This window comes from Pseudomonas sp. PS01301 (assembly GCF_029960215.1).
GTDB lineage: Bacteria > Pseudomonadota > Gammaproteobacteria > Pseudomonadales > Pseudomonadaceae > Aquipseudomonas > Aquipseudomonas coleopterorum.
The window spans coordinates 44,932-66,051 of record NZ_JASCPM010000005.1; the positions used below are offsets into that span (position 1 = coordinate 44,932).

Sequence of the window (21,120 nt, forward strand, 5' to 3'; positions counted from 1 at the left end):
CCGTGGACGGACTTTGATAAGTACCCTCACCTGATCACGGCAGGCATGGGTCAGGAATACTCAGCAAGTGACCTGACAAATTGCAGGGGCGTTCCTTTTTTTTTCACGAACGGTCGCCAAGCCGACCTTTAGTCGCGTTATTGCCAAATCGCAGGTTGCGGCGAAAATAAATGCTAAATACGACTGGACGCCTGGGCTAAAATGCGCGCCCGGCTATCAGCTGCTACCCCATTCATGCGCCCCACAAGGTTCGCTACGTGATCGAGTTCCAAGATGTCCACAAGACCTACCGCGTGGCCGGTAGGGAAATTCCCGCGCTGCATCCCACCCGATTCACGGTGCCGGCAGGCCAGGTGTTCGGCCTCATCGGCCACTCCGGCGCGGGCAAAAGCACGCTGCTGCGCCTGATCAACCGCCTGGAAAACCCCAGCGGTGGCACGATCATCGTCGACGGTGAAGACGTCACCGCGCTCGATGCCGACGGCCTGCGCGGTTTTCGGCAACAGGTCGGCATGATTTTCCAGCATTTCAATCTGCTGGCTTCCAAGACCGTTGCCGATAACGTGGCGATGCCGCTGAACCTGGCCGGGCGCCTGTCGCGCAAGGAAATCGACCAGCGCGTGGCCCAATTGCTCGAGCGCGTCGGCCTGTCCGATCATGCGCGCAAGTACCCGGCACAGCTGTCCGGTGGTCAGAAGCAGCGTGTCGGCATCGCCCGCGCGCTGTCGACCAACCCCAAGATCCTGCTCTGCGACGAGGCCACCAGCGCCCTGGATCCGCAGACCACGGCTTCGGTCCTGCAACTGCTGGCCGAGATCAACCGCGAACTGCAACTGACCATCGTGCTCATCACCCATGAAATGGACGTGATCCGTCGGGTCTGCGATCAGGTGGCGGTGATGGACGCCGGACGCATCGTCGAACAAGGCCCTGTGGCCGACGTATTCCTGCACCCACAGCATCCGACCACCCGTCGTTTCGTTCAGGAAGACGAGCAGGTCGACGAGAACGAGCAGCGCAGCGACTTCGCCCATGTGGCGGGCCGCATCGTGCGCCTGACCTTCCAGGGCGAGGCCACCTACGCGCCGCTGCTGGGCACCGTGGCGCGCGAGACCGGCGTCGACTACAGCATCCTGGCCGGTCGCATCGACCGCATCAAGGACACCCCCTATGGCCAGTTGACCCTGGCAATCACCGGCGGCGACATGGACGCGGCATTCGCCCGCTTCACCGCTGCCGACGTTCACATGGAGGTGCTGCGCTGATGGACCTGATCAACTTCTTCGCCAGCGTCGACTGGAGCGAAATCTGGCAGGCCACCCTCGACACGCTGGTGATGCTCGGTGCTTCGCTGCTGTTCACCATCCTGCTCGGCCTGCCGCTGGGTGTTTTGCTGTTCCTCACCAGCCCGCGGCAGATGTTCGAAAAGCCCCGGCTCTATGCGGTGCTGTCGTTCATCGTCAACGTGGTCCGCTCGCTGCCGTTCATCATCCTGATCATTCTGCTCATCCCCACCACCGTGGTGCTGGTGGGTACCTCGCTGGGCGTGGCCGGGGCGATTCCGCCGCTGGTCATCGGCACCGTGCCGTTCTTCGCGCGGCTGGTGGAAACCGCCCTGCGCGAAGTCGACCGCGGCATCATCGAGGCAACCCAGGCCATGGGCGCCACGACGCGGCAGATCATCACCCGGGCGCTGGTGCCCGAGGCCCTGCCGGGGATCATCGCGGCCATCACCGTGACGACCATCACGCTGGTGTCGTACACCGCCATGGCTGGCGTGGTCGGCGCCGGGGGCCTGGGTGACCTGGCGATTCGCTACGGCTACCAGCGTTTCCAGGACAACGTGATGTACGTCACGGTGATCATCCTGATTCTGATGGTCCAACTGCTGCAGATGCTGGGCGACCGCCTGGTCGTGCACTTCTCTCGCAAATAATCGTAGGTCTGGCCCACGGGCCGAAAAGGAAATCGAAGATGAAAAGACTACTGGCCGCCATGGCCGCCGTCGCTGCACTGTCCGCCCAGGCCAACGAAAGCCTGAACGTGGCGGCCACCGCCGTGCCCCATGCCGAGATTCTGGAATTCGTGAAGCCGCAACTGGCCGAGCAGGGCGTGGACCTCAACATCAAGGTGTTCACCGACTACATCCAGCCCAACGTCCAGGTCGCGCAGAAGAACATGGACGCCAATTTCTTCCAGCACCAGCCGTATCTGGATGAGTTCAACAAGGGCAAGGGTACCGATCTGGTCGCCGTGACCGGCGTTCACCTGGAGCCCCTGGGCGCCTATTCGAGCAAGATCAAGCAGCTCGACGAGCTGGGCAACGGCGCCAACGTGGTGGTGCCCAACGACGCCACCAACGGCGGTCGTGCCCTGTTGCTGCTGCAGAAATACGGCCTGATTCGCCTCAAGGACCAGAGCAACATCCTGGCCACCACCAAGGACATCGTCGAGAACCCCAAGGGCTTGAAGATCCGTGAGCTGGAAGCGGCGACCATCCCGCGCGTACTGACGCAGGTCGACCTGGCGCTGATCAACACCAACTACGCTCTGGAAGCCAAGCTGGATCCGTCCAAGGATGCGCTGTTCATCGAAGGCAACGACTCGCCCTACGTGAACATTCTGGTGGCGCGCCCGGACAACAAGGACTCGCCGGCCATGCAGAAACTGGCCGCCGCGCTGCACAGCCCCGAGCTCAAGCAGTTCATCACCGAGAAATACAAGGGCGCGGTGCTTCCCGCTTTTTAAGCCCGTGACAGGTCGAGTGTAAGCTCGACCTACATCTCTCAATCGCCCGCGACCAGCCCCGGAAGCTGGGCGATCATCTTCGCATTGTCGATCGGCCCGCGAATGAACCCCCGCTGGCGCCCATCCGGCCCGATCAACGCCAGGTTGGCGCTGTGCTCCACCAGGTAATTGGGCTTGCGCGTGTCGGCGGGGATGAACGGAATGCTGATGGCGCTGGCCAGCGTCTGTAGGGTTTCGACCGGCGCGACCCACCCTTCGAAGCCTGCCTTGAAATAACCCAGGTACTGCTTGAGCCGCTCGGGGGTGTCGCGGTGCGGGTCGACACTGATCAGCACCACCTGCAGGCGCTCGCGCGTGGCGTTGGGCAGCTGTTGCTGCACGTCGCGCAGGTTGGCCAGGGTGGTCGGGCAGATATCCGGGCAGAATGTGTAGCCGAAGAACAGCAGCGACCACTTGCCCCTGAGCTGGTCGACGTGAACGGGCGCGCCGTCCTGGTCGGTCATCTGCAGCGCAGGCATCGCGCGACTCTGGGCCAACAGGATAATCCCCGCATCGACCAGTGCGGCGCGGTTGGGTTGGCTCTGCCGGGTGAGCAGCTGGTGAACGCTCAATCCGATCAGCAAGGCGAGGACGCCGGCAACGATGAAGACGATTTTCTGCGCTTTTGTCATGAGTCTGGGGTCAATGCACGTAGGAGGGGCGACGTTATCAGGCGAGCCATGAGGAGGGTAGTGGTTCGCGTCGTTATGAAATGTGTCCCGACTATGACAAATGCGTCTTAGCCTTCCCGATGGGCCAGCTATCGTTCCCACTTCACTTTCGTGACACCCGCCTGGAGCCTTCATGAACACCGCCGCATTGCGCGAGCAGATCCAACGTGCCACCGAACACGAGGCCGCTTCCGGCCAGCTGCAGCAGCGCCTGGAAAAACAGCTGCCGCAGCTGCACCCGTCCATCGACATCGCTGAAGGCAACGACACCGCCCTGTGGCGCTTCGTCAGCGCCTACATCGATGAAGTCCCGCAACTGCTCGACGCCGCCAGCGAAGTGGCGGTCAAGGCGGGTATCCAATCGCAGATCGATCCGGTGCTGAAGATTGCCGAAGAATACTTCCTGCAACCGCCCGGCATTCTCGCGGACCATCCAGGCATGGATGGCCTGCTCGATGAAGCCTACCTGGCCCATCGTCTGGTAGAGGAAATCAACGATCTGTACATCCGTCACCTTGGCCAGCCGCTGATACCGCTGGACATGACCGTTGCCAACCTGATCGCCCACCAGTTGATCGGTGAAACGTTCGCCAACGAGTTGGACGAGGTCGTGCACCATTCGGTGGACCAGATGCTGTGCGATGAAAGCTTCGAGCTGCCGTCGGTGCAAGCCTACCGCGACAAGCTGGTCAGCCCCGAGACCGGGGCAGCATGGAAACAGTGGCCGTGCATGTCACGGCGCCTGGGGATTGGCCTGGACTTGAATGCAACCTCGCAGGCTGCGACAGGGCCTGACGAGCACTAGTCGCCAAGCCCTGCAGAGCGCTTCCCGATTGCCGGGTCAGCTGCCGAAGCCTGCGCTGGTCCGCAGCTGACCTTCGATGCGCCGCTTGAGGCCGCGGCTTTCGATGATCATCCGCGAGCCCTTGCTCTGATTCGCGCGGCCCCAGTCTTCCAGCAGTTCCAGGCAGGAGTGGTCGATGTAGGTCAGGCCGGCCAGCGGCACATGGACAATCGTACCTTCCGGAATGCTCGCCAATGCCTTGGTCAGCGCCGGGACCTTGAGAAAGGTTGCCGAGCCCACCATGCGCAACTCCACCTCACCAGGGGCCTGGTCGACCAAGGTGATCTTCAGGCGCGCTGCCTTGAAGGCCAGCTTGAGCAGGGTCAGGGCGAAGCCCAGCAGCACACCGGTAAGCAGGTCGGTGAAGACGATCGCCAGGGCCGTGGCGGCGTAGGTAAACATCGGCATGCGCCCGTAGCGGCCCAGGCCCTTGAAGGCCTTGAAGTCGACCAACTTGACGCCGGTGAAGACCAGTACGCCCGCCAGGCTTGCCACCGGAATGCTCTGCAACAGGCTGGACAGCAGGACGACGAAACCGAGCAGCCAGACACCGTGCAGGATCGCCGACAGACGGGTCTGTGCACCGGCCTGGACGTTGGCCGAACTGCGCACGATCACACCAGTCATCGGCAGCGCGCCGAGGATGCCGCACAGCATGTTGCCCACACCTTGCGCCGACAGTTCGCGATCGAAATCCGAACGCTGGCCATTGTGCATGCGATCCACCGCAGCCGCTGACAGCAACGTCTCGGCACTGGCAATGAAGGCCACGGCAATGGCGGCGATCAACAGGGCCGGATCGGCCAGGTTGAGCAGGTCGGCGGGGCGCAGCCAGTCGATGGCTTCAGCCAGGTTCGCCGGCACTTCGACACGCTTGACCGGCATGGCGAAGAACAGGCTCAGCCCGGTGGCCAGCCCCACGCCCAGCAGCGCGCCGGGAACGAAGCGCAACTTTTGCGGACGCAGCTTTTCCCAGGCGTACATGACGGCAATGGTCAGCAGGCCCAACAACCCGGCTTGCCAGCCCAACCCGCCCCCGATGCTGGGAATGGCCTGGCCGACGACCGCAGGGAATTCGATCAGGTTGCTCAGACCCGAGGGCTGCGGCGCCCGGTCGAGCATGACGTGGACCTGAGACAAGACAATCAGCACGCCGATACCGGCCAGCATGCCGTAGACCACCGCCGGCGCCGTGACGCGAAACCAGCAGCCGAGCTTGAAACGACCGGCCAACAGCTGGAGCAGACCGGCCAGCAGCAGGATGGGGCCGAGCATGGCCATGCCGTGCTGGCGAACCAGTTCGAAGACCAGCACGGCCAGGCCGGCGGCCGGACCACTGACCTGCAACGGCGAGCCGGCCAGGAAGCCGACCACGATACCGCCGATGATGCCGGTGATCAGGCCTTTGGAGGGCGGCATTCCCGAGGCGATGGCAATACCCATGCACAACGGCAGCGCGACCAGAAATACCACGACCGAGGCGAGCAACTCGCGCGGCAACACCGCTTTCATGTGTGCAATATTCACGTTCAATCTCCTGCAAGCATTCAAGCGAGCCGGGCCATACTTTTCGACAGGCAGCAGCGTGCCTGCCCAATCCCCTGTAGCCCAACCGGCGCGGCGGTTACAGGTGGATTCGGCAAGCGATCTTTGAGGTGTGCTGTCGACAGATGATGGCCAGGCAGGCCCTGTCAAACGGACGCCACGGCGACCTAGAAGCGGCCCTTGGGCGTGGCGCTAGGCGTCGTGGTCGTTCTGTCGAGCGGACGGAAGCAGTCCTGCTCGGCGTCGTAGGCCTTGATTTCGCTCGTTTCGATGTTGTAGATCCAGCCATGGATGAACAACTGGCCACTGGCCATGCGCGAGGCCACCGATGGGTGGGTGCGTAGGTGCTGCAGCTGGGAGATGACGTTTTCTTCGGTCAGCACTTTCATGCTTTCGGCTTCGTTGGCGCAGTTGCAGTTGTCTTCGACCACGGTGCGGGCCACTTCCGAGTGGCGCAGCCAGGCCTTGACGGTTGGCATCTTTTCCAGCGAAGCGGGGTTGAGTACGGCGCGCATGGCGCCGCAGTCGGAGTGGCCGCAGACGATGACGTGCTGCACGCCCAGGGCCAGGATGGCGTATTCCAGCGCGGTGGAAACGCCACCGTTCATTTGTCCGTAGGGCGGTACGACGTTACCCACGTTTCGAGTAACGAACAGGTCGCCGGGAGAGCTTTGGGTGATGAGTTCGGGGACGATGCGCGAGTCGGCGCAGGTGATGAACATGGCCCGCGGTGCTTGTGCGGTAGCAAGCTTTTTGAACAACTCTTGTTGCTGAGGGAAGACGTCATGATGGAAATGCAGAAAGCCGTCGACGATCTGTTTCAGGGAGGCTTCAGCCGTATCGGCATGGCTCGGTGTAGGATCCTTGTCGCTCATGATTCATCCTCTTGCTGGATTTGAGATGGTTCCCAGTTTACCGGGTAAAAATTCCCACAGCTCACGGCTGGACGAGACGATTTACATAGGATTATGACTTGTGAGTCATTTGTCACTAACGTTACCGGTGAAAACTTAACTGAACCTGAATCGAGCGCTCTATTGTGCGGGGATGGGGGTTGTCGAGACGATGGACGGCGTCCCTGTAGCAGCGGCGCGAGTCGCGTCCGGCTTCACCGCGTTCGCCCAGATGCACCGCTTAAACCGCCGACGCGGCTTGCGCCGCTGCTACAGGAATCGTGAAATTCATAACAACGGCGCAGGCCGCGTCATGAGCCACGCAATCTTTGTAGCAGCGGCGCGAGCCGCGTCAGCGATCCACGCGATGCAGGGATGGATCAGCGCACCAGGCAGGGGCGCTTGTTATCGAATTTCCAGTCTGAAATCAGGTATTGCATGGCAATGCCGTCATCCCGCGCGCCCAGGCCCTTGGTCTTGTACAGCTCGTGGGCCTTGGCCACTTCGTCCATGTCGATGTCCACGCCCAGGCCCGGCTTGGCGGGCACTTTGACGAAGCCATCGATGATCTGCAACGGCTCCTTGGTCAGGCGCTGGCCGTCCTGCCAGATCCAGTGCGTGTCGATCGCGGTGATCTCGCCCGGTGCCGCAGCGGCCACCTGGGTGAACATCGCCAGCGAAATATCGAAATGGTTGTTGGAGTGCGAGCCCCAGGTCAGCCCCCAGTCGTTGCACATCTGCGCAACCCGTACCGAACCCTGCATGGTCCAGAAATGCGGGTCGGCCAGCGGGATGTCCACTGACTGCAATTGAATGGCGTGACCCATCTCGCGCCAGTCGGTGGCAATCATGTTGGTGGCGGTGGGCAGGCCCGTGGCACGGCGGAATTCGGCCATGACTTCACGTCCCGAATAGCCGTTTTCCGCGCCACAGGGGTCTTCGGCGTAGGCCAGCACATGGTGCTGATCACGGCACAGGCTGATCGCTTCTTTCAGTGACCAGGCACCGTTGGGGTCCAAAGTGATGCGCGCGTCAGGGAAACGCTCGGCCAGTGCCGTCACCGCCTCGATTTCCTCGGCACCGCGCAGCACGCCGCCCTTGAGCTTGAAGTCGTTGAAGCCGTACTTGGCCTTGGCCGCTTCGGCCAACCGCACCACCGCCTCGGGGGTCATTGCCTTTTCGTGACGCAGGTGGCTCCAGTCATCAGCGGCGTCCGGCTCGCTGCGGTAGGCCAGGTCGGTCTGGCCACGATCACCCACATAGAACAGGTAGCCGAGCATCTTCACCGCATCGCGTTGCTGGCCTTCACCGAGCAGCGCTGCCACCGGCACCTCCAGAAACTGCCCGAGCAGGTCGAGCAGGGCGGCCTCCATGGCCGTCACGGCATGGATGGTGATGCGCAGGTCGAACGTCTGCAGACCACGGCCTGCACTGTCGCGAGCCGCAAAGGTGGTGCGCATGCGGTTGAGGATCTGCTGGTACTCGCCGATGGGCTGGCCCACCACCAGGCTGCGGGCGTCTTCCAGGGTCTCGCGAATGCGCTCGCCCCCGGGCACCTCGCCAACCCCAGTGTTGCCGGCGCTGTCCTTGAGAATCACGATGTTGCGGGTGAAGAACGGGCCGTGGGCACCGCTGAGGTTGAGCAGCATGCTGTCGTGCCCGGCAACCGGAATGACTTGCAGGCTGGTGACGATGGGGGCGTTGTGCGTGGTCATGTCGTTTTCCTTGTCATTGAATCCACGCCAGGCGCTGCAGGGGCCTGGCGAAAACGGTATAGGGGATCGCGTTCGTCAGAGCGGTCGCGCCTGCACGGGTTCGGCAATGCCGCTCACGGGTTTGCCAGGCTTGGGCTGCGTACGGGCGAAGAACACCACGATCGCGGCCAGCACCGATGTCGCGGCCAGGCCATACAGCCCGCCCTGGATCGAGCCGGTGCTCTGCTCCAGGAAACCGAAGGTGGCCGGCGCGACGAAGCCGCCCAGGTTACCCACAGAGTTCACCAGTGCGATCACCGCCGCGGCAATGCGCGCGTCCAGGTAGGCCTGGGGAATGGGCCAGAACAGCGAGGACGCCGACTTGAAGCCGATGGCGGCGAAGCACACGGCCACGAAGGCAAACACCGGGCCGCCCGTGGTGGAAAGGAACATGCCGGCGGCGGCGATCAGCAGCGCTGTGGCCACCCAGGCCTGCTGGAACTTGAACTTGCCCGACAGCGCGGCAAACGCGTACATGGCGATGATCGAGATCAGCCAGGGTATCGAATTGAGGAAGCCCACCTGCAGGTCATCCAGACCGCCCATTTTCTTGATGATGCTGGGCAGCCAGAAGGTGGCGGCATAGATGGTCAGCTGGATGCAGAAGTAGATCAGGCAGAACAGCAGGATCTGGCGATCCTTGAGCAGCGTGCCCAAGGTCGGCTTGACGGTGTGCATGGCATCGCGTTCGCGCTGTTCGCGATCGATCTCGCCCACCAGCGCGTCTTTCTCCTCCAGGGTCAGCCATTTGGCGTCGTGGACCTTGGAATCCAGCCAGAACCAGACGAAGAAGCACAGCAGCACCGAAGCCAGGCCTTCGATCAGGAACATCCACTGCCAGCCGTGCATCCCCAAGCCTTCGATCTGCAACAGCGCACCGGCCAGGGGTCCGGAAATCAGCGAGGCCAAGGCCGAGCCGCTGAGGAAGATGGCAATCGCCTTGCCACGCTCGACGCCAGGCAACCAGCGAGTGAAGTAGTAGATCACACCAGGGAAGAAGCCGGCTTCGGCGATCCCCAGCAGGAAGCGCAGGATGTAGAAGTGAGTTTCGTTCTGAATGAACGCCATCATCGTGGCGACGATGCCCCAGGTGAACATGATCCGCGTCAGCCAGACCCGTGCGCCGACTTTCTGCAACAGCATGTTGGACGGCACTTCGAACAGTGCATAGCCGATGAAGAACAGCCCGGCACCGAAGCCATAGGCCGCCGCGCCGATGCCCAGGTCATGCTCCAGGTGCGTGCGCACGAAGCCGATGTTGACCCGATCGATGTAGTTGACGATGAACATGATGACGAACAGCGGGAGTACGTGACTCTTCACTTTCGAGACGGCGCGGGCCAGGACGGCATCGCCGGTTGCAACGTTTGAATTGCTCACAATTCAAATCTCCCACTGATTGTTTTTATGCGGGTAGTTTCTGTGTCGATCGGCAGCTGCGTGCTCGGTCAGCAGACATCATACAACTAGATATTCGTTGAACTCAACGTATACAGGGCCAACCAATCTGCCATTCGTCGTTGTCATACATCTTTTTCAGCGTTGTCGATGCTGTTGCTGAACGGTCGGCGTCATCCTGTGGCTGGTCCGGCAGCGCCCGGAAGATGCTCGCAGGGTATGATCGGTTTTTTCGTCCGGGAGCCTCATCGATGTCGAAGCGACCAAACAGCCTGGCCCATGGGCTGGTCGAGGCCTTGAGCCAACAGATCCGCCTGGGCACCCTGGCGCCGGGTGCCAAGCTGCCGTCGGAGGGCGCTATCGTTGCCGAGCACGGCGTCAGCAGAACCGTGGTGCGCGAAGCCTTGTCACGGTTGCAGGCATCGGGTCTGGTGGAAACCCGGCATGGGGTGGGGACGTTCGTGTTGCAACGCGAGCCGGCCCATGGCCTGCGTTTGAACGTCGACACGGCGCTCAGTGTGCGCGGCATTCTCGAGTTGCGTCTGGGATTGGAGACCCAGGCGGCCGCCCTGGCGGCCAAGCGCCGCAGCGAGTCTCAACTGCAACGCATGCGCAAGGCACTGGACGACTATCAGCGCTCGCTGGCCAACAACGACAGCTGCGTGGAGGAAGACAAGCGCTTTCACCTGCTGATCGCCGAGGCGACCGGCAATACGTATTTCACCGACATCATGCAGCACCTGGGCGATGCGATGATTCCGCGCACTCGGCTCAACGCGCTGGAGAAGGGCGATGCCGATCTGTCCCAGCTGGGGCAGGTGGCGAACCTGGAACATGAAGCGATCTACCAGGCGATTCGTAAGCAGGATGCCGATGCGGCACGGGCGGCGATGTGGCTGCATTTGAGCAACAGCCGTGATCGTTTCAATGCGGATTGAGGAGGCCTTTTTACTGGAGGGTGTCAGTGAGGGCCCCTTCGCGGGCAGAGGGCTCGCCGCCCGCCCCGCTCCCACAAGGCTGGGATTGAGGGGGGTCTTTTTACTGGAGGGGGTCAGTGAGGGCCCCTTCGCGGGCAGAGGGCTCGCCGCCCGCCCCGCTCCCACAAGGCTGGGATTGAGGGGGCCTTTTTACTGGAGGGTGTCGGTGAGGGCCCTTTCGCGGGCAGAGACCCGCTCCCACAAGGCTGAGATTGAGGGGGCCTTTTTACTGGAGGGTGTCAGTGAGGGCCTCTTCGCGGGCAGAGACCCGCTCCCACAGCGGGGTGAATTCTCAACCGGCCTTGTGGGAGCGGGTCTCTGCCCGCGAAGAGGCCGCCAGCCATGATCAGTGGCTGGTGGACTGCCCCAGGTCATCGCCGGAGGTGTGCTTCATGTCGTCGCCGCGCATCTGCTTGACGTCGTCGGCAGACACCGTCGAGCCCTGATTGCCCCAGCTGGTGCGGATGAAGTTCACCACATCAGCCACTTCCTGATCAGACAGGCGCCAGGCGAAGCCGGGCATGGTGAAGGTCGACGGCGCCGTGTGCGTGGCCGGCAACGTGCCACCTGCCAGCACGATATGGATCAGCGAACTGGCATCCTCGGTCTGCAGCACCGGGTTGCCAGCCAAGGCCGGGAACACACGGGTGTAGCCCTGGCCATCGGTCCGATGACAGGCCGCGCAGTTATCGATGTACACCCCGGCACCGACCTTGCTGTCGTCTCCCTTCCACAGTGCGTCAGACACACGTGCGTCGTATTCATGGGGCTTGTCGGCACGGTCCACCGCCGGCAGCGTCTTCAGGTATCGAGCGATGGCAGTGAGGTCTTCATGGGTCATGTACTGCATGCTGTGCTCGACCACATCGCTCATGCCGCCGAACACCGCACTGCGATCACTGCGGCCGGTCTTGAGAAACTGCACCAGTTGCTCTTCGCTCCAGCTGCCCAGACCGTCCTTGTGATCGCCGCGCAGGCTCTTGGCGATCCAGCCTTCGAGCGGTGCGCTGCCAGCCAGGAAGTCGGCGTTGTCGCCGGCGCTCAGGGCCTTCTCCTGCATCGTGATCGCCCGCGGAGTATGGCAGGCGCCACAGTGCCCAAGCCCCTCGACCAGGTAGGCGCCGCGGCTGATCACCGGATCGGAGCCCGGCGGCGGCTGATAGGCGCTGACCGGAGGGGCGAACAGTCCGCGCCAGATCGCCAGCGGCCAGCGCATGCTCAGTGGCCAGGGAATGTCGGTCGGCTTGTTCGGTTCGGCCACCGGCGCCACGCCCTTCATGAAGTAGGCGTACAGGGCGTGCATGTCGGCGTCGCTGACCCTTGCATAAGACGGGTAGGGCATGGCCGGATACAGGCTGCTGCCGCTCTTGCCGATGCCGTGGCGCACGGCCTTGTCGAAGTCTTCGAAGCTGTAGTTGCCGATGCCGTCGCTGTGCGGCGTGATGTTGGTCGAGTAAACCGTGCCGATCGGCGTCTCCATGCCCAACCCGCCGGCGAACGGCGCACCGCCCTTGGCGGTATGGCAGGCCACGCAGTCACCGGCACGGGCTAGGTAACGGCCCTGCTCGATCAGGGCGTCGTCGGACTCTGCGGCCCTGGCCGGCAGGCTGGTCAACAGACTGGCGAGCAGGGTCAGCGCAGCGATCTGGATAACGTTCATCTCTGCGCTCCTTATGCCTGCACCAGCGGGCCGGGGTTCTTCAGGTACTGCTCGCGAATGGCCCGTGCCGACCAGTAGGTCAGTGCCGCCACCAGGCCGGTGGGGTTGTAGCCCAGCCCCTGGGGAAAGGCCGAGGCGCCTGGAACGAACACGTTGTGCACATCCCAGCACTGCAGGTAGCGGTTGATCGCACTGGTCTTGGGATCGGTGCCCATGATCGCGCCACCGTTAAGGTGGGTGGTCTGGTAGGAGGCGGTATTGAAATGCTCGCCGACCTTCTTGCCCAGCAAGGCAATGGTCTTGGGGTTCATGGCCTGGGCGACCTTGCTCATTTTCTCGACCATGAAGCGGTTCATCTTGATGTCGTTTTCCTGCCAGTCGAAGGTCATGCGCAGCAACGGCAGGCCATAGGCATCGCGGTACACCGGATCCAGATCCAGGTAGTTGCCGCGGTAAGATTGATGGGCGCCGTGGGCGTCCATCGACACCTGATGGGTGTAGTAGTCGGCGGTGGCCTTCTTCCAGGCGCTGCCCCAGGCTGGCGTGCCCGGTGGATTGGCCGTGCCGGCGATGGGTCGGCTGCCGGCCTGGTTGACCCACATCGGCGAGCCGCCGACGAAGCCATGGGGGCCGTGGTCGAAGTTGTCGGCATTGAAGTCGTCGAACGCCACACCGTTGCCACCGGCGCCGATGAAGTTGTTGGTGTGGGTGTCCTTGTCGAAGAAGGCCTTGATGGTGGCCATGTTCTGGTAGGCAAAGTTCTTGCCGACCACACCTTCGCCGGTCTTGGGATCGTAGGGCTGGCCGATGCCGGAAAGCAGCATCAGGCGCACGTTGTTGAACTGGAAAGCACCGAGAATCACCAGGTCCGCCGGCTGCTCGACTTCACGCCCCTGGGCATCGACGTAGGTCACGCCGGTCGCCTTGCGCTTGGTGCTGTCCAGATTGACCCGCAGTACATGGGCGTTGGTGCGCAGCTCGAAGGTTTCGACCTGGCGCAACGCCGGGAGGATGTTCACGTTCGGTGACGCCTTGGAATACATGTAGCAGACATAGCCGCTGCAGAAACCGCAGAAGTTGCAGGGGCCCATCTGCGCACCATAGGGGTTGGTGTACGGCCCCGATGTATTGGCCGACGGCAGATTGTACGGCTTGTAACCGACCTCGGCGGCGGCCTTCTGGAACAGCTGCGCCGAAACGGTGTTCTTCTGCGAGGCCAGCGGGAACGGGTTGGAACGATCCGGTGCATACGGGTTGCCACCCTTGCCTTCGCCGACCCGCACGCCGTTCACCGTCCAGGCCTGACCCGAGGTGCCGAAGACTTTTTCGGCGAAATCGAAGAACGGTTCCAACTCTTCATAGCTGACACCGAAGTCCTGGATGGTCATGTCCTTGGGGATGAACTGCTTGCCGTAGCGCTCCTCGTAGTGGCTGCGCATGCGCAGTTCCATCGGATCGACACGGAAGTGCACGCCCGACCAATGCAGACCGGCGCCGCCGACACCCTTGCCCGGCAGAAACGCACCCAACTGGCGGTTGGGCAGTGCAACGTCGTTGACGCTGTGGCGGATGGTCACGGTTTCCTTGGAGATGTCCTGAAACAGCTTCTTGCGCACGCTGTAGGTCAACTCGTCGATCACCTGTGGATAACTGCCGTCCGGGTAGGTGTCCTGCATCGGGCCGCGCTCCAGCGCTACCACGTTGAGACCTGCCTCGGTGAGTTCCTTGGCCATGATCGCGCCTGTCCAGCCGAACCCGACGATGACCGCGTCGACTTTCTTCATTACCGTTGTCATGTCAGGCCCTCTCGCCGCGAATCGATACAGCCGGGAAGGGGTATTGCTCGTTGCGTTCCACCCAATCCATGAAGTCGGCGCGTGCGCCGGGAAAACCGATCTGAGTCCAGCCGACCATGCCCTTGTTGCCGCCGTGCACGGGGTCACAGAAGAAGCCTTCACGGGTGTTCTGCAGGATCAGACTGAAGAAGGCAGTGGCGGGCAGTTCGTCGAAAACCAGCTCTCCGGCTTCGATCTTGCCGAGAATACGGTCCTGGGTAGCGCTGTCTTGCTCAGCGAACACTTTGCCCGATTGAGCCTTGCACCAGGCATCAGTGGCAGCGATGCCCAGACGGTAGATCTGCTGGGGCACCAGCTGCAGTTGATAGCCCATCTGGGGCGGGGCATCGGTCACGAACGGACCTTGCATGTACCACAATGCCCCCGTGGCATACGGGGTGTTCATCTGCCGATCAATGAATTCCGCTGCGCCGGCTTCCAGGGCACCGGGGCCCAGGTCATCCGCTGGAATCAGCCGAGCCACCGCGGCCTGTACGAAAGCCCACTCTTCAGCGGTGAAAAACGACGGCTGATAATCGGCGGTTGGCACCGGCTTAGGCGGCGCGGTCCGCGTATCCGCCTGGGCATCGGCCGTCAGGGCACCGAGGCCCAGGCCGCTACTGGCAACGGTCACCACCGGAATCAAGGTCAGTGTTTTGCGCAGAAAATCCCGGCGCGGGTTGTTTTCTTGCTCGGACATCAGGGTTCTCATCAGCTGTTCGATACGGTTTTTATCGATGCGCAGCTCAGCGGTACGTGTTCGTTGCACCACGCGGCCAGAGGCGGGTGATGCTTTGTGGAAGGCGCAGACGCGACACATTCGGCACGAAGCCAGGCGCGGCAAAATGCCGCCCTGGCGCTTCAACCGACAAATGTATCTATTTGTGACGGCAAATGAAACCGGTTTCAGCCTCAATATGCACTGACTGGCTGGACGTCATTGTTCAAATCCGTCAAGCCTTGATGCCCAGATCCGCCAGTAACGCCTCGATACCCGGCTTGCTGCCGGCAAAGCTTTCGACCAGCTCCGCGAATGGCCGCGTTCCGCCGGAGGCCAGAATCAGACGCTGGAAATCCTCACCCGCCTGACTCGCCAACAGCCCTTCACGTTCGAAGCGAGTGAACAGGTGGGCCGCGAGCACCTGCGCCCAGACATAACTGTAATAACCGGCCGCGTAGTCCGCGGCAGTGAATACGTGAGCGAAGGTGTTGAGCCAACGCACATAGGGTGGATGACGTACCACTTGCGTGTTTTCAAGCACCTGTTCACCGATCTCCTGCGGTGAAAGCCCACTGCTCGTGCTGTGCAGGCGATAGTCCACCAGGGCGTATTCGAGCTGCCACAGCAGGGCCTGGGCGCGGAAGCGAGCCTTGGCCGCGAGCGCCTGTTCAACGTAAGCGCTGTCGATCCGTTCACCGGTCAGATAATGCCGCGACATCGATTGCAGCATTTCCGGCTGCATGGCCCAGTGTTCGAACACGCCGCTGGGCAGTTCCACCGCATCTTCGGCCACGCCCTTGATGCCCGAGACACTGCCGTGATCGATGCGGGTCAGCACGTGGTGCAACGCATGGCCCAACTCGTGGAAGAACGTCTGGATATCGCCCAGGCTCAAAAGGCAGGGAAACTCTGGCGTCTGGGCAGCGAAATCACAGCCCACATGGGCAATCGGCAGTTGCAGGCGTCCGTCGGCGAAGCGGTGGCGGTCACGCAGAGCCTCCATCCAGGCACCCGCGCGCTTCTTCGGCCGGGTGTGCAGGTCCAGGTAAATGTAGCCAAGCACCTGATCCCCTTCGCTGATCTGGAACAACCGCACCGAAGCCGGTTGGCGCGGTGCTGGCGGGCATTCGTGCCACTGCACGTCGAACAACTGGGCCAGCAGGTGTTGCGTGCCGTCCATCACCGCCTGCATGGGGAAATATTCGCGCACCTTGAGTTCCGTCACACCGTGATGGATCTGCAGGTATTTTTCCTGATAGTAGTGGCAGTCCCAGGCCTCCAGCGTTGGCACACTGAACAGCGCGGCCAGTTCCTGCACAGGGGCGAATTCGGCCTGCGCCGCGGGGCGAACCTTGTCGATCAGCTGCAGCAGCAGCTTCTCCACGTCGGCGGCTTCGTCGAACATGCGTGTGGCCTGAGCCAGCGAGGCGTAGCTGCGATACCCACTCGCTTCGGCCAACTCGGCACGGGCCGCGAGGATGCGTTGCAGCACCGGCCCGTTGTCATTCTCTCCAGCGCGCGGGCCCTGGTCCGAAGCCTGGGTGTAGAAGGCCTTGTACACCTGTTCGCGCAGCGAGCGGTCGTGAGCCTGGCTCGCCACCGCCAGCACCATCGGCAGTTCCAGGGTCAGTAGCCAACCGGAAAGGCCGGCCTCGCGTGCCCGCTGGGCCATGCTGGCGCGTACGGCGGGGGCGATACCCGCCAGTGCAGCTTCGTCGTCGAAGGCCAAGGTCCAGGCCTGGCTGGCCGCGTCCAGGTTATCGGCGAACGTCTGGTACAACCCCGCCAGTTCCACGTGCAGGCGTTCGATGCGCATCTGGGTCGCACGCGCAGTGCCCACCCCGGCCAATCGCGCGGCGCGCAGGGCGTGATTCAATGCCGCCTGCTGGGTCGAATCGAATTCGAGGGCCTGCGGGCTTTGCTGCAGCAGTTGCAAGGCGGCCTGCACCGTGCGGTTGTGTTTGATGGCCGACTCATAGGCCCGTACCCGCTCGCGGCATTTCGCATAAGCCTCGATCACCGCCAGATGGTGATGGCGACTGAGCAACTGCTCGGGTTGCAGCACCGCCAGCAAGCGCTGATGCATGTCTTCCAATGGCTTGACCAAGCCTTCCCACGTGGGTGATTCGAGCTGCTCGGGGAGTAGTTGCGCTAGCTGACGCAAGTTGCTCTCGATCACATGGGTGATGGCCGGCTCGACGTGTTCGGCCTTGATGAGGTGATAGGGGACTATCTCGTGGTTGCCCAGCAAGGGGTTGTCGGCAAGAAGCGCGGGGAGTACCGACGAGGGTGCGGTGGTCATGTTCGATTCCTTGAGTGACGCCTGAGTGGCGAGCCAGTCTAGGAAGGCGAACAACCTGTGAAGTGGTAGCCGGCTATTGCCGTCGACCTGCCCTTGCGGCAAGTCGACGGCAAGCCTGGCTCAAGGTTTCTTGAGCTTGGGGTTGGGGAAGAACTGCACCGGTTGCGAGGTGGGCCGGGCGACCTTGACGGCCACCTTGTTGACCCGCGTGCCCAGTTCGCTGGGCACCGACTGGCCCTGCGCATTGAGCGTGTCGCTGTAACCACAGGCCACGCACTCACGATGGGGGACCTCGTCGACGCTCCACATCATCAGCTTGTCCGGCTCGCTGCAGGCCGGGCAGACGGCCCCGGCGATGAAGCGTTTCTTGGTGATCATGCCGCCGCTTCCTCGCTCAGACCGCTATGGCGCAGCAGGGCATCGATGGACGGCTCGCGACCGCGGAAGTCGACGAACAACACCATCGGAGCCTGCGATCCGCCACGCGCCAGAATGGCTTCGCGGAAGGCGCGACCGGTGTCGGCATTGAGCACACCGTCTTCCTCGAACTTGCTGAACGCATCGGCCGACAGCACTTCAGCCCACTTGTAGCTGTAATAGCCTGCCGCGTAGCCACCGGCGAAGATGTGCGCGAAGCTGTTGGGAAAGCGGTTGTAGGCCGGCGGACGCATGACCGAAACCTCGTCACGCACACCGTCCAGCACTTCCATCACGCTGCGGCCATCGCCATGGGAGGCATGCAGCTCGAAGTCGAACAGCGAGAACTCGATCTGGCGGACCATCATCAGGCCAGACTGGAAGTTTTTCGCCGCCAGCATCTTTTCCAGCAGGTCCTGAGGCAGCGGCTCGCCGGTTTCGTAGTGACCCGAGATCAAGGCCAGGCCTTCGGGCTCCCAGCACCAGTTTTCCATGAACTGGCTGGGCAGCTCGACCGCATCCCACGCCACGCCGTTGATACCCGACACGCCGACGTGCTCGACCCGCGTCAGCAAGTGGTGCAGGCCGTGGCCGAATTCGTGGAACAGCGTGGTGACTTCGTCGTGAGTCAGCAGCGCCGGCTTGCCGGCATCGGCCGGGGTGAAGTTGCACACCAGGTTGGCCACCGGGCTCTGCAGCTCGCCATTCTCGGTGCGACGGCGGTCGCGGGCGCCGTCCATCCAGGCGCCGCCACGCTTGTTGGCGCGGGCGTAGAGGTCGAAGAAGAAGCGGCCCACGTGCTGGCCGTTTTCCTTGATCTCGAACAGGCGCACGTCAGGGTGCCAGGTGTCGAAACCTTTCTGCTCGGCGATCTCGATACCGTACAAGCGCTGCACAATGGCGAACAGGCCGCCCAGTACCTTGTCGATCGGGAAGTAGGCGCGCAGTGCTTCCTGAGAAACGCTGTAGCGCTGCTCACGCAGTTTTTCCCCGTAGAAACCGCTGTCCCAGCTTTGCAGGTCGGCACAGCCCTGTTCGGCGGCATAGGCGCGCAGCTGCTCCAGGTCCTGGGCCGCGAACGGCTTGCTGCGCTGGGCCAGGTCACGCAGGAAGGTCAGCACCTGATCGGTCGACTCGGCCATCTTGGTGGCCAGGCTCAGTTCCGAATAACTGGCATAGCCCAACAGCTCGGCCAATTCCTGCCGCAGGTCGAGGATCTCGCGCATCACCGGGCCGTTGTCGTTCTGGCCGGCATTGGGGCCCTGGTCCGAGGCGCGGGTGCAATAGGCTGCGTAGACTTCTTCACGCAGGGCGCGGTCGTGAGCGTAGGTCATGACGGCGTAATAGCTGGGGAACTCCAGGCTGATCAGCCAGCCGTCCAGACCCTTGGCCTGGGCTGCGGCCGCCATTTGCGCCTTGGCCGAATCGGTCAGCCCGGCCAGGGCCGCTTCGTCGGTGACGTGCTTGGTCCAGGCCTGGGTGGCGTCGAGCAATTGGTTGGAGAAACGGCTACCCAGCTCCGACAGCTTGCTCTGCACCTGGGCGTAGCGCTGCTGCTGATCCACCGGCAGATCGATACCGGACAGGCGGAAGTCACGCAGCGAATGCTCCAGAATGGTCTTCTGGGCTACGTCGAAGCCCGCGGCTTCAGGACTGTTGGCCAGGGTTTCGAAGGCCTGGAACAGCTCGCGGTTCTGACCCAATTCGGTGGAGTAGGCACTGAGCGCCGGCAGGCAGGCCTCATAGGCCTGGCGCAGTTCGGCGCTGTTGCACACGGCGTTGAGGTGGCTGACCGGGCTCCAGGCAGCGCCCAGGCGGTCGTTCAGCTCGTCCATGGCCAGCACCAGGCCGGCCCAGGTAGGCTGGCTGCCCTGGGTTTGCAGAATGTGGGCAATGGCCGCGCGGTTGTCGGCCAGGATCTGTTCAATCGCCGGTTGTACGTGCTCGGCACGGATCGCCGAGAACGGCGGCAGGTCGTAGGACTGCAGAAGGGGATTCGCGCTCACGGTTAAACACCTTGGCTATGAAGAAACACTGGGACATCTTAATTACAATTACGACTCACCGCAGCTATCGACAACACAGAGGATGCCTATCGTGGCCATTCGCAATTTCCAGCAGCATACGCCGCGCCTGGGCGAACGCGCCTTCGTCGACCGCTCGGCGGTGGTGATCGGCGACGTCGAGATCGGCACCGACAGCTCGGTCTGGCCGCTGACCGTGATCCGCGGCGACATGCACCGGATCCGCATCGGCAAACGCACCAGCGTGCAGGATGCCAGCGTGCTGCACATCACCCATGCCGGCCCTTTCAATCCGGACGGTTTCCCGCTGCTGATCGGCGACGATGTCACCATTGGACACAAAGTCATGCTCCACGGCTGCACCCTGGGCAATCGCATCCTGGTCGGCATGGGCAGTACCGTCATGGACGGCGCGGTGGTGGAAGACGACGTGATCATCGGCGCCGGCAGCCTGGTAGCTCCGGGCAAACGCCTGCAGAGCGGCTTTCTGTACGTGGGCAGTCCGGCCAGGCAGGCCCGGCCGCTGACGGACAAGGAACGTGCGTTCTTCACCTATACCGCTGGCAACTACGTGAAGCTCAAGGACCAACACCTGGCCGAAGGCTTCGACAAGGACTGATTCCGTGCACTATCAAAACATTCTGTTCGACCTCGACGGCACCTTGACCGACCCGCGCGAGGGCATCACCCGCTCCATCCAGTATGCCTTGGCCAAGCTGGGCATCGACGAACCCGACCTGCGCAATCTGGAACACTTCATCGGTCCGCCTCTGCTTGAGCAGTTCATGCATGCCTACGGCTTTGACGAGGCCCGCGCCTGGCAGGCGGTGAATTTCTACCGCGAACGCTTCCGCGTCACCGGTCTGTACGAAAACCAGATCTTCGCCGGTGTCATTGCACTGCTCGAAACCCTTCAGGGACAAGGCCGGCATCTGTATATCGCCACTTCAAAACCCTGGGAATTCGCCCGGGAGATCGCCCGGCACTTCGATTTCGCCAGGCACTTCAAGGTCATCTACGGCAGCGAACTGGATGGCACGCGGACCGACAAGGTGCAGCTGATTGCCTACATCGTGGAACAGGAAAAGCTGGACCCTGCCCAGACCTTGATGGTCGGCGACCGTAAGCACGATCTGATCGGTGCCCGCCGCAACGGTCTGGATTGCGCGGCGGTAGGCTATGGTTTCGGTTCGCGGGAGGAATTGGTCCTGGAGAACCCGACGTATCATTTCGACACGTTGCAGGCGCTGCATGAGGCGTTCCTGCAAGGCGCAGGATGAATCGGTAACGAT

Annotated in this window: 18 protein-coding genes; 7 read left to right on the forward strand and 11 right to left on the reverse strand. The window is 62.6% G+C overall.

Annotated elements, in window-relative coordinates; genetic code table 11:
* Nucleotides 1–257: 257 nt before the first annotated feature.
* From QMX89_RS03875 to QMX89_RS03885, 3 genes are read left to right on the forward strand one after another with little or no spacing between them, the layout of a single operon-like run.
* Nucleotides 258–1,265 (forward strand): methionine ABC transporter ATP-binding protein, encoded by a 1,008-nt coding sequence (locus QMX89_RS03875; RefSeq protein ID WP_056844885.1) that lies wholly within the window; start codon nt 258–260, stop codon nt 1,263–1,265.
* On the forward strand, nt 1,265–1,936 hold the full coding sequence (locus QMX89_RS03880) for a methionine ABC transporter permease (protein ID WP_049860507.1): 672 nt from the start codon (nt 1,265–1,267) through the stop codon (nt 1,934–1,936). Before QMX89_RS03875 ends, QMX89_RS03880 begins: the two co-directional genes overlap by 1 nt.
* Before the next feature lie 38 nt (nt 1,937–1,974).
* Nucleotides 1,975–2,748: a MetQ/NlpA family ABC transporter substrate-binding protein gene (locus tag QMX89_RS03885; protein WP_056844884.1), complete on the forward strand. Its 774-nt coding sequence runs from the start codon at nt 1,975–1,977 to the stop codon at nt 2,746–2,748.
* Between the two features lie 38 nt (nt 2,749–2,786).
* On the opposite strand, the gene QMX89_RS03890 is transcribed toward QMX89_RS03885, so the two are convergent.
* Nucleotides 2,787–3,419: an SCO family protein gene (locus QMX89_RS03890; RefSeq protein WP_282347012.1), complete on the reverse strand. Its 633-nt coding sequence runs from the start codon at nt 3,417–3,419 to the stop codon at nt 2,787–2,789.
* 172 nt (nt 3,420–3,591) lie between these two features.
* Here QMX89_RS03890 and QMX89_RS03895 point away from each other — a divergent pair, with 172 nt between their 5' ends.
* Nucleotides 3,592–4,263: a hypothetical protein gene (locus QMX89_RS03895; protein WP_049860504.1), complete on the forward strand. Its 672-nt coding sequence runs from the start codon at nt 3,592–3,594 to the stop codon at nt 4,261–4,263.
* Nucleotides 4,264–4,299: 36 nt separating this feature from the next.
* Here QMX89_RS03895 and QMX89_RS03900 read toward each other — a convergent pair whose 3' ends face one another.
* The 4 genes from QMX89_RS03900 to QMX89_RS03915 form a co-directional block, all read right to left on the reverse strand.
* Complete coding sequence (locus QMX89_RS03900; RefSeq protein ID WP_090361773.1) at nt 4,300–5,829, reverse strand: SulP family inorganic anion transporter; 1,530 nt, start codon at nt 5,827–5,829, stop codon at nt 4,300–4,302.
* A gap of 185 nt (nt 5,830–6,014) precedes the next feature.
* Nucleotides 6,015–6,722 (reverse strand): carbonic anhydrase, encoded by a 708-nt coding sequence (locus tag QMX89_RS03905; RefSeq protein WP_049860502.1) that lies wholly within the window; start codon nt 6,720–6,722, stop codon nt 6,015–6,017.
* 398 nt (nt 6,723–7,120) lie between these two features.
* Nucleotides 7,121–8,455: a glucarate dehydratase gene (gene gudD / locus QMX89_RS03910; protein WP_282347017.1), complete on the reverse strand. Its 1,335-nt coding sequence runs from the start codon at nt 8,453–8,455 to the stop codon at nt 7,121–7,123.
* 75 nt (nt 8,456–8,530) lie between these two features.
* Nucleotides 8,531–9,874 (reverse strand): MFS transporter, encoded by a 1,344-nt coding sequence (locus tag QMX89_RS03915; protein WP_049860500.1) that lies wholly within the window; start codon nt 9,872–9,874, stop codon nt 8,531–8,533.
* A 269-nt stretch (nt 9,875–10,143) separates the two neighbouring features.
* Between QMX89_RS03915 and QMX89_RS03920 the strand changes: the two genes are divergently transcribed.
* A complete protein-coding gene (locus QMX89_RS03920; RefSeq protein WP_056844879.1) occupies nt 10,144–10,830 on the forward strand; it encodes a FadR/GntR family transcriptional regulator in 687 nt (228 codons plus the stop codon).
* A gap of 385 nt (nt 10,831–11,215) precedes the next feature.
* Here the strand turns inward: QMX89_RS03920 and QMX89_RS03925 are convergent, their stop codons facing one another.
* From QMX89_RS03925 to prlC, 6 genes are all read right to left on the reverse strand, one after another.
* Nucleotides 11,216–12,529, reverse strand: a complete 1,314-nt coding sequence (locus QMX89_RS03925) for a cytochrome c (RefSeq protein WP_282347022.1) — start codon at nt 12,527–12,529, stop codon at nt 11,216–11,218.
* Between the two features lie 11 nt (nt 12,530–12,540).
* Nucleotides 12,541–14,325 carry a GMC family oxidoreductase gene (locus QMX89_RS03930; RefSeq protein WP_049860497.1) on the reverse strand — a complete coding sequence of 595 codons (1,785 nt, stop codon included), beginning with the start codon at nt 14,323–14,325 and terminating at the stop codon, nt 12,541–12,543.
* A 1-nt stretch (nt 14,326) separates the two neighbouring features.
* A complete protein-coding gene (locus QMX89_RS03935) occupies nt 14,327–15,064 on the reverse strand; it encodes a gluconate 2-dehydrogenase subunit 3 family protein (RefSeq protein WP_049860496.1) in 738 nt (245 codons plus the stop codon).
* Between the two features lie 253 nt (nt 15,065–15,317).
* A complete protein-coding gene (locus QMX89_RS03940) occupies nt 15,318–17,387 on the reverse strand; it encodes a M3 family metallopeptidase (RefSeq protein WP_282347027.1) in 2,070 nt (689 codons plus the stop codon).
* A 120-nt stretch (nt 17,388–17,507) separates the two neighbouring features.
* Complete coding sequence (locus QMX89_RS03945) at nt 17,508–17,765, reverse strand: YheV family putative zinc ribbon protein (RefSeq protein ID WP_043191945.1); 258 nt, start codon at nt 17,763–17,765, stop codon at nt 17,508–17,510.
* Nucleotides 17,762–19,810, reverse strand: coding sequence for an oligopeptidase A (prlC, locus tag QMX89_RS03950; protein WP_282347035.1), 2,049 nt, complete (start codon nt 19,808–19,810; stop codon nt 17,762–17,764). Before prlC ends, QMX89_RS03945 begins: the two co-directional genes overlap by 4 nt.
* Before the next feature lie 91 nt (nt 19,811–19,901).
* Here prlC and QMX89_RS03955 point away from each other — a divergent pair, with 91 nt between their 5' ends.
* A complete protein-coding gene (locus QMX89_RS03955) occupies nt 19,902–20,447 on the forward strand; it encodes a gamma carbonic anhydrase family protein (protein WP_043191947.1) in 546 nt (181 codons plus the stop codon).
* A 4-nt stretch (nt 20,448–20,451) separates the two neighbouring features.
* The gene (locus QMX89_RS03960; protein WP_090361751.1) at nt 20,452–21,108 is read left to right on the forward strand and encodes an HAD family hydrolase; all 657 of its coding nucleotides are present in this window, start codon (nt 20,452–20,454) and stop codon (nt 21,106–21,108) included.
* Nucleotides 21,109–21,120 lie beyond the last annotated feature (12 nt).